The organism is Embleya sp. NPDC050493 (assembly GCF_044458105.1).
Taxonomy (GTDB): domain Bacteria; phylum Actinomycetota; class Actinomycetes; order Streptomycetales; family Streptomycetaceae; genus Embleya.
The window spans coordinates 75,282-89,396 of the sequence record NZ_JBITHP010000030.1; the positions used below are offsets into that span (position 1 = coordinate 75,282).

At 69.6% G+C, this 14,115-nt stretch carries 14 protein-coding genes; 6 read left to right on the forward strand and 8 right to left on the reverse strand.

The features are described 5' to 3' along the window. Positions 1-59 precede the first annotated feature (59 nt). The 3 genes from ACIBM5_RS38645 to ACIBM5_RS38655 all read right to left on the reverse strand — a co-directional run bounded on the left by ACIBM5_RS38645 (position 60) and on the right by ACIBM5_RS38655 (position 3,547). Positions 60-1,208, reverse strand: coding sequence for a hypothetical protein (locus ACIBM5_RS38645; RefSeq protein WP_396011390.1), 1,149 nt, complete (start codon positions 1,206-1,208; stop codon positions 60-62). A 182-nt stretch (positions 1,209-1,390) separates the two neighbouring features. After that, on the reverse strand, positions 1,391-2,320 hold the full coding sequence (locus ACIBM5_RS38650; RefSeq protein ID WP_396011391.1) for a 3-oxoacyl-ACP reductase: 930 nt from the start codon (positions 2,318-2,320) through the stop codon (positions 1,391-1,393). A 150-nt stretch (positions 2,321-2,470) separates the two neighbouring features. After that, on the reverse strand, positions 2,471-3,547 hold the full coding sequence (locus ACIBM5_RS38655) for a Zn-dependent alcohol dehydrogenase (RefSeq protein ID WP_396011392.1): 1,077 nt from the start codon (positions 3,545-3,547) through the stop codon (positions 2,471-2,473). Between the two features lie 202 nt (positions 3,548-3,749). On the opposite strand from ACIBM5_RS38655, the gene ACIBM5_RS38660 reads away from it, so the two are divergent. Further along, on the forward strand, positions 3,750-4,349 hold the full coding sequence (locus ACIBM5_RS38660; protein ID WP_396011393.1) for a sigma factor: 600 nt from the start codon (positions 3,750-3,752) through the stop codon (positions 4,347-4,349). A 192-nt stretch (positions 4,350-4,541) separates the two neighbouring features. Here ACIBM5_RS38660 and ACIBM5_RS38665 read toward each other — a convergent pair whose 3' ends face one another. Then, the gene (locus tag ACIBM5_RS38665; RefSeq protein WP_396011394.1) at positions 4,542-5,402 is read right to left on the reverse strand and encodes a MaoC/PaaZ C-terminal domain-containing protein; all 861 of its coding nucleotides are present in this window, start codon (positions 5,400-5,402) and stop codon (positions 4,542-4,544) included. Between the two features lie 147 nt (positions 5,403-5,549). Here ACIBM5_RS38665 and ACIBM5_RS38670 point away from each other — a divergent pair, with 147 nt between their 5' ends. Continuing rightward, positions 5,550-6,251 carry a PaaI family thioesterase gene (locus ACIBM5_RS38670; RefSeq protein WP_396011395.1) on the forward strand — a complete coding sequence of 234 codons (702 nt, stop codon included), beginning with the start codon at positions 5,550-5,552 and terminating at the stop codon, positions 6,249-6,251. Between the two features lie 156 nt (positions 6,252-6,407). Here ACIBM5_RS38670 and ACIBM5_RS38675 read toward each other — a convergent pair whose 3' ends face one another. The 4 genes from ACIBM5_RS38675 to ACIBM5_RS38690 all read right to left on the reverse strand — a co-directional run bounded on the left by ACIBM5_RS38675 (position 6,408) and on the right by ACIBM5_RS38690 (position 10,646). Next, positions 6,408-7,973 carry an ABC transporter substrate-binding protein gene (locus tag ACIBM5_RS38675; RefSeq protein ID WP_396011396.1) on the reverse strand — a complete coding sequence of 522 codons (1,566 nt, stop codon included), beginning with the start codon at positions 7,971-7,973 and terminating at the stop codon, positions 6,408-6,410. Between the two features lie 802 nt (positions 7,974-8,775). Next, complete coding sequence (locus ACIBM5_RS38680) at positions 8,776-8,880, reverse strand: DUF397 domain-containing protein (protein ID WP_396011431.1); 105 nt, start codon at positions 8,878-8,880, stop codon at positions 8,776-8,778. Then, positions 8,859-9,872 (reverse strand): DUF5753 domain-containing protein, encoded by a 1,014-nt coding sequence (locus ACIBM5_RS38685; RefSeq protein WP_396011397.1) that lies wholly within the window; start codon positions 9,870-9,872, stop codon positions 8,859-8,861. Before ACIBM5_RS38685 ends, ACIBM5_RS38680 begins: the two co-directional genes overlap by 22 nt. Positions 9,873-9,986: 114 nt before the next feature. Continuing rightward, positions 9,987-10,646, reverse strand: a complete 660-nt coding sequence (locus ACIBM5_RS38690) for a TetR/AcrR family transcriptional regulator (protein ID WP_396011398.1) — start codon at positions 10,644-10,646, stop codon at positions 9,987-9,989. A 148-nt stretch (positions 10,647-10,794) separates the two neighbouring features. Here ACIBM5_RS38690 and ACIBM5_RS38695 point away from each other — a divergent pair, with 148 nt between their 5' ends. From ACIBM5_RS38695 to merB, 4 genes are all read left to right on the forward strand, one after another. Beyond that, a complete protein-coding gene (locus tag ACIBM5_RS38695) occupies positions 10,795-11,055 on the forward strand; it encodes a hypothetical protein (RefSeq protein ID WP_396011399.1) in 261 nt (86 codons plus the stop codon). A gap of 124 nt (positions 11,056-11,179) precedes the next feature. After that, a complete protein-coding gene (locus ACIBM5_RS38700; RefSeq protein ID WP_396011400.1) occupies positions 11,180-12,139 on the forward strand; it encodes an SDR family NAD(P)-dependent oxidoreductase in 960 nt (319 codons plus the stop codon). A gap of 87 nt (positions 12,140-12,226) precedes the next feature. Next, positions 12,227-13,207 (forward strand): EamA family transporter RarD, encoded by a 981-nt coding sequence (rarD, locus tag ACIBM5_RS38705; protein ID WP_396011401.1) that lies wholly within the window; start codon positions 12,227-12,229, stop codon positions 13,205-13,207. After that, complete coding sequence (gene merB / locus ACIBM5_RS38710) at positions 13,204-13,854, forward strand: organomercurial lyase (protein WP_396011402.1); 651 nt, start codon at positions 13,204-13,206, stop codon at positions 13,852-13,854. Before rarD ends, merB begins: the two co-directional genes overlap by 4 nt. Positions 13,855-14,115 lie beyond the last annotated feature (261 nt).

Consider the following 14,115-nt stretch of genomic DNA (forward strand, 5'->3'; position numbering starts at 1 on the left):
TGCGAAGGCGCACGGACCGGATCCGACCGCCCCGCCCCCGCGCCTTCGCGTGGTCCGACTCACGCTCCGTCGAGGATCTCCGTGAAGCCGTACGGCTGATGCGGGCCGAAGAACAGCTGCTCGACCACGCCCACCCCGACGCGTCCGGCGCCGGTCAGTTCGGTCACCCGGATCACCTGCTGCTGGTGCTGGCGGTCGAACCGCAGTGGGTCCACCTTGTCCAACTCCCAGCTCTCGTAGCCGACCTCTAGCTCGCCCTGCCAGACCGCGTGACCCCACTCGGAGTGCAGGTAGCCCAACCCCGCGAGCAGCCCGCGGGTGCCGATCGGCTCGATCCGGTACGCGAACGGCTCGCCCGCGCCGTCGAGCATGTGGAACTCGCCGCCCTGGATCCGACGGGTGCCGGGAACCCAGGTGAGCGCGTGGCGATGCGGCGTCAACTTCTCGAACGCGGGTTCGTCCTCGGGCACCGGTACGGCCGCCGGGTCGGGCAGCACGCCCAGCGGCGCCGCCGCGACCCGCTTGCCGTCCACGTGGTACATGTGCCCGTCCGCGCGCTCGAACGAGGCCCACAGGCTGACCTCGTCCGCCCAGTGGATCGGCGTCCACAGCCACAACATCGGGTTGAACGGCTTGGGCGCGCCGCCCTCGCGCTCACCGACCGGCCGCACCCCCCACGAGCGGTCCCGGGTGCCGAGTGTGGTCGCCGGGTCGATCTCCAGGACCCGGCCGCCGGGCAGCGTCACCGTGCCCGACCACACGCCGAGTTGGGTCAGCCGGGTCGAGTCCATGATCACGTGGTGCCCGTTGCGGGTGGTCGTGCGCTCCTCCTCGATCGCGGCGGCGCGCGCGGTGAAGGTCAGGTCGCAGCCCAGTCCGTGCTCGTTCGGCTCGACGTACACCCGCAACACCTTCAGCGGCGTACGCACCTCGATGCCGACCGGCCCGACGGTCAGGTCGAAGCGGTCCAGCGGTGCCCGGCGGGACGCGTGCAGGCTGTGCTGCACGCCGTCCACGCTGATCGTGAAGTGCGCGTCGGCGACGAAACGATTCGGGTACAGGCCGTGCGAGAACGCGAAGTAGAACGCACCGTCGCGGTCGTAGCCGTTGAACCAGTAGCGGTCGTACGCGTTGCGGTCCGAGGTGGCGGGCGTGGCCACCGGCTCGGGGGTCTGGTGGATCGGGAAGTCGTCGGCGGAGGTCAGCACGGGGAACCCCTTCTTGGTGCGGTACGGGGTACGACCCCTCGTACCTGCGGCCGGCGGGCCGCGGCCCGATCACGCGATCGGCAGGAAGTCCCTGCGCGGGCCGCGTCACGACACGTGTCAACGGTGCGGGCGAAAGGCGGGGCCGGAGGTGATCCGCCACCCCCGGCCCCGCGGATCGGGAATCAGCGCGGGTCGCGCTTGAGGAAGAGCAGGTCGTCGGCGGTGTAGCCGGCGCCCAGCTTCTTGTCCGCGTAGTGCGCCGAGAGCACCTGGTCCAGCTCGTCCGGCGTGAAGGTGGCCTGCTTCGAGTCGAACTTGGCCTGGAGCGTGGGACGTTCGATGACGGCGACGAAGCCGCCGTGCACCACGAACGCCTGACCGGTGATCTGCTCGGCGGCCGGGCTGGCCAGGTAGGCGACCAGCGGCGCGACGTGCTCGGGCGCCAGCGGGTCCATCTCGCCCTCGGCGATGTTGTTCGCGCTCTCGCCGAACACGTGCGTGGTCATGCCGGTGCGCGCCCGCGGGCAGATCACGTTGGCCCGCACGCCGTACTTGACCAGCGCGTTCGCGGTGGACATGGTCAGGCCCACGATCGCCGACTTGGCCGCGGCGTAGTTGGGCTGTCCGGCGGAGCCGGCCAGCCACGCCTCGGACGCGGTGTTGATCACCCGCGCGTACACCGCGCCGCCGGTCGCCTTGGACTTCTCCCGCCAGTACTTCGAGGCGTGGTGGGTGGTGTTGAAGTGGCCCTTGGCGTGCACCGCCAGGACCGAGTCCCACTCCTGCTCCGTCATCGAGAAGATCATCCGGTCGCGCAGGATGCCCGCGTTGTTGACCACGATGTCGATCGAGCCGAAGGTGTCGATCGCGAGCTGGATCAGCTTGCCCGCCGCGTCGAAGTCGGAGACGTCGCCGCGGTGCGCGGCGGCCTTGCCGCCGGCGGCGACGATCTCGGCGACGACGTCGTCGGCCGGGTTGGGGCTGCCCTCGGGGGCGAAGTCGTTGATCACGACGGCCGCGCCCTGCTTCGCGAGTTCGAGGGCTTCGGCGCGGCCGAGGCCACGGCCGGCGCCGGTGACTACGGCAACCTTGCCATCCAGCGACGTGGTCATGCGGATACTCCCGTGGGGTCGGTGGTTCTTGCTGCGGTCGCGTGTCGGTCGGCTTGGGAGTCGGTGTTCCCACCCGCCCACCCGTTGCGTCGGGTGGGCGGACTGCGGGTTATTGCGCCGCGTGCCTTCCGGCTTTCGGGTGCTGCCCGGTCAGAGGGTGACGATGGTGCGGATCGACTCGCCGCTCTTCATCAGGTCGAACGCGTCGTTGATGTCGGCGAGGGTGAGGCGGTGGGTGATCATCGCCTCCAGGTCGAGCCGGCCGGCGCGCCACAACTTGGTGATCCGCTCGTACTCGGAGACGATGTCGCCGCCGCCGTAGATGCTGCCGATGATGCGCTTCTGGTCGAAGAACAGCTCGAACATGTTGAACGAGACGTTGTCGTCCATCGCGCCCGCGCCGACGATGATCACGTCGCCGCCGCGGCGGGTGAGGTCGTACGCGCTGCGGGCGGTGAACGACTTGCCGACCACCTCGAAGACGTAGTCGAAGCCCTGGCCGGCGGTCAGGTCGCGCTTGGCGTCCGCGGCCTGGTCCGGGGTGATCGCGTGGGTGGCGCCGAACTTCTTGGCCCACACGTGCTTGGACTCGGCCGGGTCGATGGCCACGATCTCGGCGGCACCGGCAGCGCGCAGACCCTGGATCACCGCGATGCCCACGCCGCCCGCGCCGATCACCGCGCAGGACGCGCCCGGCTCGATCCGCGCGCTGTTGAACACCGCGCCGACGCCGGTGGTGACGCCGCAGCCGATCAGCGCGGCGATCTCGTACGGCACGTCGTCGGCGACCTTGACCGCACACGGGGCGGCGACCACGACCTCCTCGGCGAAGGTGCCGGTGCCGGTGAAGCCGTACGACGGGGTTCCGCCGAAGGTGAAGTTCTGGGTGCCGGCGTTCATGAACCCGGCCAGGCACAGGTTGGACTGGCCGCCGCGGCAGTAGTTGCACACGCCACAGGGCGGCGCCCAACAGATGATCACGCGGTCGCCGACCGCGACGGTGCTCACGCCGTCGCCGACCTCGACCACCTCGCCGGCACCCTCGTGACCGGGGACGAACGGCGCGGGCTGGGGCAGAACGCCGGTCATCGCGGACAGGTCCGAGTGGCACACGCCGGTCGCGTGCAGCTTGACCCGCACGCGTCCCGGGCCCATGCCCACGGCCTCGACGTCATCGCGGACGTCGAGCTTGTCCTGGCCGGTCTCGTGCAGAACCGCTGCGCGCATGGGGGGCTCCCTCGTCGTTCCTCGAACCAATACTTGGCCCGGTCAAGAACTATAACTTGTTCTCGTTTTGACTCAAGACCAATGACACAGTCAAGGTATCCGGCCCCACTGCGGGGCGAAAGGCATGGGGCTCCCCCAACGAAACCTCACGGCTGTACGTCACATCACACGGCGGTGGGGAACGGTAGGAGAGGGAGCACGGATGCGAAGAACGTCACAGGACGACGGCGGGACGGCGCCGGCGCGGCTTTTGGCCGCGCGAGGCAATGTGCTCAAGGGCTACGCGTACCTGCTGTGCGGGGACGCCACGCTCGCCGAGGATCTCGTCCAGGAGGCGCTGCTTCGCGCCCTGGGCGTACGGGGGTCCAGGTCGATCGAGCACCTGGAGTCCTACGTCCGCAAGGCGATCCTCGACCTGGTGGTGGACGGGTCGCGGCGGCGCGGGCGGTGGTTACGAATCCGCCCGCTGTTCGCCATGCCGGCGGCACCCGCCCGGGACGAGGAATCGGATGCCGCGGCCCGCCTCACCGTCCGGGACGCGCTGCTCGGCCTGTCGCCGCGGCAGCGGGCGTGCGTCGTCGGTGCGAACGCGTTGATCAACGGCGTAATCGTGGGCGGGCCATCCGTCGCCGCTCCGCCCGACAGTCCGCCGGGCTGGGTCGGCCGGAAGAGTTTCGACCCCGCGGCGAACACACCGGGCGAGCCGATGCTCACGACCCGGGCTTGCCCAAGAGGCGGTGCGGTACGACGACGTGGTCCGCGATCCGAGCCGACCCGACGCACTACCGGATCGCCGTCGTGACGACCGCCTATGGGAAGCCCGGTCTACCGGCGCCGGACAGCCCGCTGCTGATCGCCGAGACCGAAATCGAACCGCAGCTGATCGGCGCTACCGAACTCGGGCCGAACTAGACACACCCCGGAGCTTCGCCCGACCGATGCCCCGGGCGCGACGCGGATGCGGCGGCATCCGCGTCGCGCATGGGTCCCGCCGTCAGGCGCTGTACTCCACCACCGTGTCGGACAGCACGATCGCGTCGTCGCGCTCCACGGCCGAGGTGTTGATCAGCAGCTTGCCGTCCTCTTCCCAGACCCGGATCCGCATGGTCTCGCCCGGGAAGAAGATGCCGGCGAACTTGGTGCGGTAGCGCTTGACCCGGGAGACGTCGCCGCCCAGCACGTTGTCCACGACGGCTTTCAGGGTCAGGCCGTACGAGCACAGGCCGTGCAGGATCGGGGTGTCGAAGCCGGCCGCCTTGGCGAAGTCCGGGTCGGCGTGCAGCGGGTTCCAGTCGCCGGACAGGCGGTACAGCAGCGCCTGGTCCGCGCTGGTGGGCACGTCGATGGTGTGGTCGGCGGGCCGCTCGGGCACGTCGATCTTGGTCACCGGACCGCGCTCGCCGCCGAAGCCGCCCTCGCCGCGCACGAAGATCTCGGCGCGGGAGTCGTACAGCTTGGTCCCGTCCTCGAGTTCGGCCGACGACTCCAGCACGATGACGGCGGCCTTGCCCTTGTCGTACACGTCCGCGACCCGGCTGGTGGCCTTGACGCCCTTGGCCTTGGCCGGGAGCGGGTTGTGTACGACGATCTCCTGGCCGCCGTGCAGCACCGCGCGCAGGTTGATGTCGATGCCGGGCAGGGCGGAGAGGCTGCCGCCGACCTTGGTGCCGGCCACCGTCGCGAACGTCGGCAGCACGTGCAGGTTCTTCTCGTACGTGTAGCGCAGTTCGTCCGCGCCGGTGGCCGGGGTGCCCGCGCCCAGGCCCAGGTGGTAGAGGATCACGTCCTTGTTCGACCAGGCGATCTCACCCGTGCGGGGCTCGGCTCCGGTGGCCTTCGCGGCATCGATCGGCATGACGTCTCCTCTACTGTGACTGCGATTCGGTACTACGACGGCGCCGGCCGTGCCGGCGGCCCGCCAAAACTAGAACTCGTTCTTTTTACATGCAATGATCGGCCATTCGCCCGACCGAAGCCAGGGCCACCTCACCCGGGAGCCGTCATGACCGCCGCCGCAGCCCCCGATCCCACGAGCGCCCTCGAGCCCATCGAGGTCCTCGATCCGCCGGTATCGCCCGATGTGCTGCGCGAGTTGCGGCTGACCTGGACGCCGCAGCCGGAGCCGGACAGCGCCGGACGCGCGGCGCGGCACCGGTTGGCCGAGGCGACCCGCCGCCTGATCGAGGCGGTGAAGTCGGTCGATCCGAAGGATGCCGCGAGCACGCTGGAAAGCGTAGCTGACGATGTATCAGATTTGGCGGATCGCATCGCCGTACTGGCCCGTGTGGGCGACGGCACACCCACCTCACGCGATCTCGCGCTGCACGAACGCGGCCCCCTCATCGGCGCCGCGAACCCGCTGGCGCCGCCGATGCGGATCACCGGCGACGGGCCGCTGGTACGGGCGCATGCCACGTTCGGCGCCGCGTACGAGGGACCGTACGGGCGCGTGCACGGCGGATATGTGGCCGCGGCCTTCGACGAGGTGATGGGCTGCGCACAGTCCGGCTCGGGAACGCTCGGCATGACCGGATGGCTGACCGTGCGGATGCGCCGGGCGACGCCGCTGTACACGCGCATCGACTACGAGGCGGGCGTCACGCGCATCGAAGGGCGCAAGGCGTGGGTGACCGCCCGGTCGTACGCCGACGGCGTGCTCGTCGCGGACGCCGAGGCGCTGTTCATCCGCGTGGCGCGGGCCTGACACGGCGTCAGGGACGCACGGTGCGTGCGTCCCTGACGTGGTGTCACTTCACCGGGCCGGCTCGGCCGCTCGGCGCGGTCGCTGTCGCGAATGCGAATACGGGCGCGGGCGCGGGCACGGGCGCAAGTGCAGGTGCCCCGGCCGGTGCCGTGGTGACTACTTGAGTGCGATCCGGTCGAACAGGATCAGGCCGTCCTCGAACAGCGACAGGCCCTCGATCTTGCTGTTCTTGCCCTGCACCGCCGCCGCGAAGGACTTCTCGTACGAGAAGAACGGGACGTCCTTGACGATCTCTGCCTGCACGCTCTGGTAGGCGGCCTTGCGGACCGCCTGGTCGTCGGTGTTACGGGCGTCGTCGAGCGCCTTGTCCACGACGGGGTTGTTCCACTTGGTGCGGTTCTCCGAGCCCTTGGAGTGGGTGAAGTTGTACAGCACCGGCTCCGGCTCGTCGAAGGTGACCACGAACTCCGAGGCCTGGAAGTCGTTGTTGATCATCACCTTCTGGATGTAGGCCGCGCCCTCCAGGAACTCGGTCTTCATCGTGATGTTCTTCATGCCGTTGATCTGGGTGAGCCAGTACTCGGCCGTCATCCGCGCGCTCGCACTGCTGTTGGTCGTGTAGGTGAAGCTCAGCGGCTTGCCCTCGGCGGCCAGTTCGTCGAGCAGCTTCTGTGCCTCGGGGCGGTTGTTGGTCGCGTACACCGCTGCCGGGTCGGCGAACGGCGACGCGGGCTGGAACCAGCTCTTGAGCGTCTGACCCGGCGAGCCCTGGATCGTCTGGTTGCGATCGTCCGGGTTCATGATCAACGCGAACGCGCGGCGGGCGCGCGGGTCGTTGAACGGCGGCTTGGAGGTGTCGAACATGGTCATGAAGCCGCCGCTCTTGGGGTCGAGCGTGACCGCCATGCCGTCCTTCCTGGCCTGCTCGGTCGACGGGAAGTGCGCCGTCGTCATCAGCTGGGCCTGGCCCGAGGACAGCGAGGCCAGGCGCTGCTTCTGGTCCATCACCGGCTTGAAGATCAATTCCTTGAGCGCGGGCTTGCCCTGACTCCAGTACGAGCCGTTGCGCTCGAGCGTGAGCTGCGAGTCGCGCATCCACGTCTTGAGCTTGAACGGGCCCGCGCCGACCGGCTTCTGCGCGAACAGCTTGGGGTCGGCCTTGATCGCGGTGGGCGATCCGATGAAGGCGAGGTTGTGCGCGACCACCAGGTCGAAGTGGGCGTTCGGCGCGGGCAGCGTGACCTTGACGGTCTGCGCGTCGACCGCGTCGAACTTCATCCCCTTGACGGCGGTGAACTGCACGGACTTGTTCGCCGGGTCGGCGTGCCGCTCCCAGTTGAACTTGACCGCCTCGGCGTCGAGCGCGGTGCCGTCGGAGAACTTGACGTTGGGCCTGAGCTTGATCGTCCAGACCGAGTTGCCCTCGCCGGCGGTCGCGCTCTCGGCGATCTGGGGTTCGGCCTTGCCGGTTTTCGGGTTGATCCAGAAGAGCATGTCGAACACGGCCGCGGCCTGGTTGCCGCCGGTGAGGGAGGACACCGTGGTCATGATCGGGTCGATGCCCTTCGCCTCCTGGGTGATGAGCACCGTCATCGAGCCGGAGGCTCCGCTGCCGGAGTCGTCGTCGCCACCGCACGCGGTGGCGCCGAGCGTCAGGCCGACGAGGCCCGCCAGCACGCCGGAGCGGCGCAGCAGGCGGGTTTTGAAGGGTGTGGAGTTCACGGTTCGCACGGGACGCTCCTGCATTCGGGAAGCACAAGGCACGCCGTCCCGGGAGCGGGGTGGCGTCGTTTCCTTGATCCAGACGTGGATATACGGCCACGGTAAGGAGAAATCTGACGGTCCGTCAAATAACAATTCGGCACCGTCCGTGACGGTACCGCAGCCCCAATCCCCAATATCCACCGGCCGATGTGACTCTCCGTCAGGTTCCCTGACCCCGGTGGCCTATGACGCGATTTCGACCGACTCGGCCGGGCACTTCCGAAGCCACATCACGCAGAACCGGGCCGATTCACGCGAAGTCCGAATCACGCGAACGGGGCCGGCCTGATCGCGAAAGTCACCATGCCGCGCGGACACGCGGGTCGCGTTGCGGGGGCGGATCGGGTCGGATCGGGCGGGGGTGGGGTCGAGGCCGGGACGGAGGCCGGGGTGGGCCGGGGTGGGCCGGGGTGGGCCGAGCCGGACCGGGTCGGGTTGGGTCGGGTCGGATGGGGGCGGGTCGGGACCGAGCCGAAGCTGACGCCGGGTGAGCCGAGGCCGGAGCCGGACGGGGCCGAGCGGTCGGGGCCGGGACGGGCCCAGGGGCGGGTCACGCGTGGAGTGGCACGATCCGGCGCCCGGAAGCCGCGTACCTCACACGCGGGACAAGCACGGGCCGACAAGCGCGGGATCGGGCTGCGCCTACCTCAAGCGCCCATCCGCCACGACGCACCGAGCGAACGGCTGTCCAAGGCACGGCCGTAGGTCGGCGGGACGTCTCCGTGATCGGTCACCGGAGCGCGCTTGCGCGTATCGCCGATCAGCGGCCGGCCAGCTCCGTGAGGCGTGCCCATGAGGCCGCGCTGACGGCTATCACCGGGGAATCGGCGATCTTGCTGTCCCTCACTCCGACGGCGGCGCCCAGGGACGCGACCTCGACGCAGTTGTCGTTGTCTGTGTAGGAGGAAGTACGCCAACCCGGTGCGCTGCCACCTCGACCGCCGTGCATAGTTCTCGTCTCCGCTCGTCGATGCGTTCGAGCGTCGCCACGCATGGCAGGGCCGTTGTGGACAAGCGCTCGAAGACTGCCCGGAAGGACATCACATCATCGGGGGATTCCACCAGCACAGAGCCGGTCAGTTGTTCCAGCCACGCGACCGTCCGGCCGGGCGAGACCTCCAGGAGCAGACACGGCGATGGCACCACGTACGCCGCGTCGAGTGGGAGAACCTGAACAGACACCTGAGGATGCTCGGACACGAGCGTCAACAGGTGCCCCATCTGGTCGGCCAGTACCGCGAGTCCGCCGATCGGTTGGTAGAACGCCGCCTCCGAGACGATGAACGACGCGGGTCGGCCCGATCGCATCAACCGTTCCGATCGTTGCATCCTGATACGCACGCGCTCATAGGCCGCGGAGCTCTGGATCGTCGGGTTGCGCATCTGGATTGCCGACAACGCATAGGTCGGCGACTGGAGTAGTCCGGGGATCATCAAAGTCTCGTAGGACCGCAGTGAGATCGCGTTCATCTCCAACCGGATCAGTTGCCCCAACCGCTCCGGGATGTCGTCCAGCAGGTTTCGCCACTCGTCCTCTTCCTCCCGCGTGGTGGCTCGCGCGCCGGAGGGGGCGAGCGCGGCTCGCTCGACGGAGTCGAGGTCGTACGGCGCTCTGAAACCGAGCGTCTCCAACGGAAGACCGAACATCGCGGTCAACACTCGGCGCGCATCGGGATGTGGCCAAGGCGGGCGGGCGGACTCCCACCGGCGCACTTGGCGTGGGGAGATGGAGATGCCGACGCCCTCCTCCCGAGCCACCCGCTCGTAAGCCTCGGCGAACGCCTCCTGCGAGTACCACTTGCGCTGGTGCCGGGCAGAGACGAACGCCGGGTTGCCCAGCCTGCTTGAGCGCTTCACGACACCCCCAAGGTGGTCACCGCACACACGCTAACGCCCTCGATCGACACATATGGTCGATTCGCGGGTCTTCACCCGTGGCGGACCGTGGCGGTATCCCCCGTCGCCGACGAATCAGGGGCGAAGCGCCTTGAGGGTCAGCGCCACCAGGCTGTCCGCGTACTCCTCCGTGAGCGGGCCGGAGCGCAGCAGCCAGCGTTGGTACAGCGGGGCGTAGAGCAGTTCGAGAGCCAGGTCGAGGTCGACGTCGGCGGCGATCTGCCCGGCCCGCTGGGCGCTGCGCAGGCGTTCCTTCTTCGCCTCGTCGACGGGTGCGGCCATCTTCTCGTGGTAGAGCCTGGCGAGCTTGGGGTCGTTGATGATCTCGGCGTTGAGCGCGCGGATCGGACCCTCGAACGCGGGGTCGGCGAACTCGGCGACGGTCTCGCGCATCAGGAACCGCAGATCCGTCTCGACGTCGCCCGTGTCGGGGAGCACGATGCCCTCCCCCGGGTCGCTCAGCGCCAGGAACGCCTCGAAGACGACCTCACCCTTGGAGCCCCACCACCGGTAGATGGTCTGCTTGCCGACACCCGCGCGCGCCGCGATGGCCTCGATCGTGAGCTTCGCGAAGCCCAGCTCGGCCACCAACTCGCGGGCGGCGGTGAGGATCGCGCGGCGGGACTGCTCGCTGCGTCGGGACGGATTCGGCTTGGCGGCGGCACGGCCGGTGGCGGCCTCGGCGCCCGGACCCGAGCGCGGCTCGGCGCCGCCGTTCGTGTTGTCGATGGTCATGGACGCATCCTAGCCGATCCACGAGACGAACCGTCTCGTATTGACATCGGCATTCGGGAGGTGCATGCTGGATCTCGAAGCGAGACGAACCGTCTCGTCTCGCAGATGCCCCGTTTCTTGCCCTCCGACTTCCGAGGAGTTGTCGCTCATGTTCCGCACCCCGGCCGCCGCCGCACCGATCACCGACCGCACCACCGACACGTTCTCCGTCCTCGACACCCGCCCCGCGACGCAAACCGGCCTGCGGATCACCGCCGAAGCCGCCGACGCCGCGGCTGCCATCCGGCGCGCCGCTTCGCTCCCCGAGCCGCCCCGGCCACGTCACCGCCGCGAGGCGCGAATCGCCATCCCTCGCCCCGTGCGGACCGATCACCGCACGGCGACCTCGTCCGGCTATCGGCCGAGGTAGGCCCCCTCCCAAGCGCCCCTCCCGAGCACGCCACGAACCGCCCCACCCACGCCTGCCCCGAACCCTCCTCACCCCGAATCAGCCGACCTCTTCCGGCACCGCCGAAACAAAGGAGCCCACTCCAATGACCACCGCCACCGCCGACACCCCTGCCACCACCACCCCTGCCGCCGACACCGCGAAGGAGCCCACTCCCATGAGCACCGCGACTGCCACCCCTGCCGCCGACACCGCGACCGAAACGACCACCGCCCGCAACCCCACCAACCGCGACCCCCGCGTCTGGTTCATCACCGGTGCCTCGCGAGGCTTGGGGCGAGCCTTCACCGAGGCCGCACTCGCGGCGGGTGATCGGGTCGTCGGCGCCGCGCGGGATGTCGGGCCGCTCGCCGCCCTCGCCGCCGAGCATGGCGGCCGCTTCGTCCCCATGCCCCTCGACGTCACCGATCGCGACGCGGTGTTCCGCTCCGTGGCCCGCGCCGTCACCGCCTTCGGCCGGCTCGACATCGTCGTCAACAACGCGGGCGCCAGTCTGATCGGCATGATCGAGGAGGCGACCGAGGAACAGGCCCGAGCGCACTTCGACGTCAACTTCTTCGGCGCACTGTGGGTGACCCAGGCCGTGCTCCCCTACCTGCGCGAGCAGGGCTCGGGGCACATCCTCCAGATCGGTTCGATGGGCTCCGCCGTCGGCTTCGCGTCCACGGGTCTGTACAGCGCGACCAAGGCCGCCCTCGACAGCGTGACCGGTGCCCTGGCGATGGAGGCGGCGGCCTTCGGGGTGCACGTGACCCTGGTCCAGCCCGGTGGCTACGAGACGGCGCTGTTCACCCACGGCCTGACCATGACCACCGAGAACGAGGTGTACGCCCCGCTGCGCGCCGAACTGGCCGAGATGTGGGGCGAGTCGAAGGACGCCGACCCGGCCAAGGCGGCGGCCGTGCTGCTCAAGGTCGTCGATCTGCCCGACCCACCCCGCCGGATCATCCTGGGCGGCCTGGCCTTCGACATGGTCGCCGAACTCGACCGGGCACGCCGGGAGGAGTACACCCGATGGGAGGCCTTGAGCCGCGAGGGCGACTGAGGACCGGGCACATGCCTCGGCGCAACGGATCCACCCGTCCGAAATTGGCTCCTGACGGCAGGCCACTTCGCCAGTACCGTCGGCGGCATGGGTTCAGAACGACGCGGTTTGCTCCTGGGTACGGCGGCCTATGTCATGTGGGGTCTCTTCCCGCTCTACTGGCCGCACGTCAAGCCGGCCGGCGCCGTCGAGATCCTCGCCCACCGGATGACCTGGTCACTGCTGTGCATGGTCGTCCTGCTCGCCGCGCTCCGGCAGTGGTCCTGGATCCGCGAGATCGTGCGCACGCCCGCCAAGTTGGCCACGGTCACGCTGGCCGCGGTGATGATCTCGATCAACTGGGGCGCCTACATCTACGGCGTGAACCACGACCAGGTCGTGGAGACCTCGTTGGGCTACTTCATCACGCCGTTGGTGCTCATCGGCATCGGTGTCCTGGTGCTCGGGGAGCGGTTGCGGGCGGTCCAGTGGACCGCCGTGGGGATGGGCGTCACGGCGGTGGTGGTGCTGATCGTCGCCTACGGCCGAGTCCCGTGGATCGCGCTGACCCTGGCCTCGTCGTTCGCGACATACGGCTACATCAAGAAGCGGATGAACCTGCCCGCCACCCACTCGATGACGATCGAGACGGCCGTGATGTTCCTGCCCGCTCTGGGCTACCTGACCTGGTTGGCCTGGTCCGGAGAGGGCACGTTCGGGCACGAGGGCACGCCGCAGGCGCTGATGCTGATGACGGCGGGCCTGATCACGGTGGTCCCCATGCTGTGCTTCGCGGTGGCCGCGAACACGGTGCCGCTGAGCACGATCGGCATGCTGCAATACCTGGCCCCGATCATCCAGTTCGGGATCGGCGTCGCGGTCTATCACGAGCCGATGCCGGCCGCGCGGTGGGCGGGCTTCGCCCTGGTGTGGGCGGCGCTCGCGGTGCTCACCTACGACGCGATCCGCCAGTCCCGGCGCAATCGGGTAGCCGCGATACCGGCCGCGCGGGTGCCCGGGGCCGCGGTCACCGAGCCGGACTGCGAGACTCCCGGCACGGTCGTGCCCGAGCGGGAGGTGACCTCGTGAGCGTCGAACAGTTGCGCCTGGCGATCTACCGCGGCTTCGCCGAGACCGGGCGGGCGCCCTCCGACCCGGAGTTGGCCGCGACCCTGGGGGTCTCGGAGGCGACGGTGCGGGCGGGCTTGTGGGCCCTGCACGAGCGGCGGCACATCGTGCTGCGCGACGGCGCGATCGTGATGGCACACCCGTTCAGCGCGGTTCCGCTGGGCTTCTCGGTGATGGGCCCACGCACGCTGTGGTGGGGCGGCTGTGCGTGGGACTCCTTCGCGATACCGCACCTGGTGGGCGAGGAGGTCCTGGTCGCGACCCGCTGCCCGGGCTGCGAGCAGGCCCTCGCCTGGAACGTGGGCACCGAACAGCCGCCCAAGGGCGACGAGGTGGCGCACTTCCTGGTCCCGATCACCACACTGTGGGACGACGTGGTGCACGCGTGCGGGAATCAGCGGCTGTTCTGCGACGAGGGCTGCGTGGACGGCTGGCTCGCCCGCACGGGCCAGACCCGCGGTTGCGTGCTGGACCTCACGAAGCTGTGGCGCCTGGCCGAACACTGGTACGAGGGCCGCCTGAACCGCGGCTACGAACGCCGCGACCCGGCCTCGGCAGCGGGCTACTTTGCAGCGGTGGGCCTCGAAGGCCGCTTCTGGGGCCTGTGAGAACACGCACGGCCGACACCCCCACCGCCCCCACCCACCCGAACCGATCGACACATCGGATCGGGGCTGAGCGGGACGAGGCCAAGCAAGAGGGTCGGGTCGAGCGGGACGGGATCGAGCCGAACTCCGAACCGGGCGGCGGCCGTACCAAGCCGAGCAAGTCGAGGACCGCCGGAGCCGGGCCAGGTGAAGCGGGCCGGCCGGGCGGACGAGCCGGCGCCGAGCCGGGCCGGGTGGCGGGGCTCGGCAGGGCGGCAGGGC

Coding starts and splice junctions, on each gene's coding strand:
- ACIBM5_RS38700 (WP_396011400.1), top strand. CDS start 11,180: ATGACCACCGCCACCGCCGACACCCCTGCCACCACCACCCCTGCCGCC.
- ACIBM5_RS38655 (WP_396011392.1), bottom strand. CDS start 3,547: ATGCGCGCAGCGGTTCTGCACGAGACCGGCCAGGACAAGCTCGACGTC.
- ACIBM5_RS38695 (WP_396011399.1), top strand. CDS start 10,795: ATGTTCCGCACCCCGGCCGCCGCCGCACCGATCACCGACCGCACCACC.
- ACIBM5_RS38665 (WP_396011394.1), bottom strand. CDS start 5,402: ATGCCGATCGATGCCGCGAAGGCCACCGGAGCCGAGCCCCGCACGGGT.
- rarD (WP_396011401.1), top strand. CDS start 12,227: ATGGGTTCAGAACGACGCGGTTTGCTCCTGGGTACGGCGGCCTATGTC.
- ACIBM5_RS38660 (WP_396011393.1), top strand. CDS start 3,750: ATGCGAAGAACGTCACAGGACGACGGCGGGACGGCGCCGGCGCGGCTT.
- ACIBM5_RS38650 (WP_396011391.1), bottom strand. CDS start 2,320: ATGACCACGTCGCTGGATGGCAAGGTTGCCGTAGTCACCGGCGCCGGC.
- ACIBM5_RS38690 (WP_396011398.1), bottom strand. CDS start 10,646: ATGACCATCGACAACACGAACGGCGGCGCCGAGCCGCGCTCGGGTCCG.
- ACIBM5_RS38670 (WP_396011395.1), top strand. CDS start 5,550: ATGACCGCCGCCGCAGCCCCCGATCCCACGAGCGCCCTCGAGCCCATC.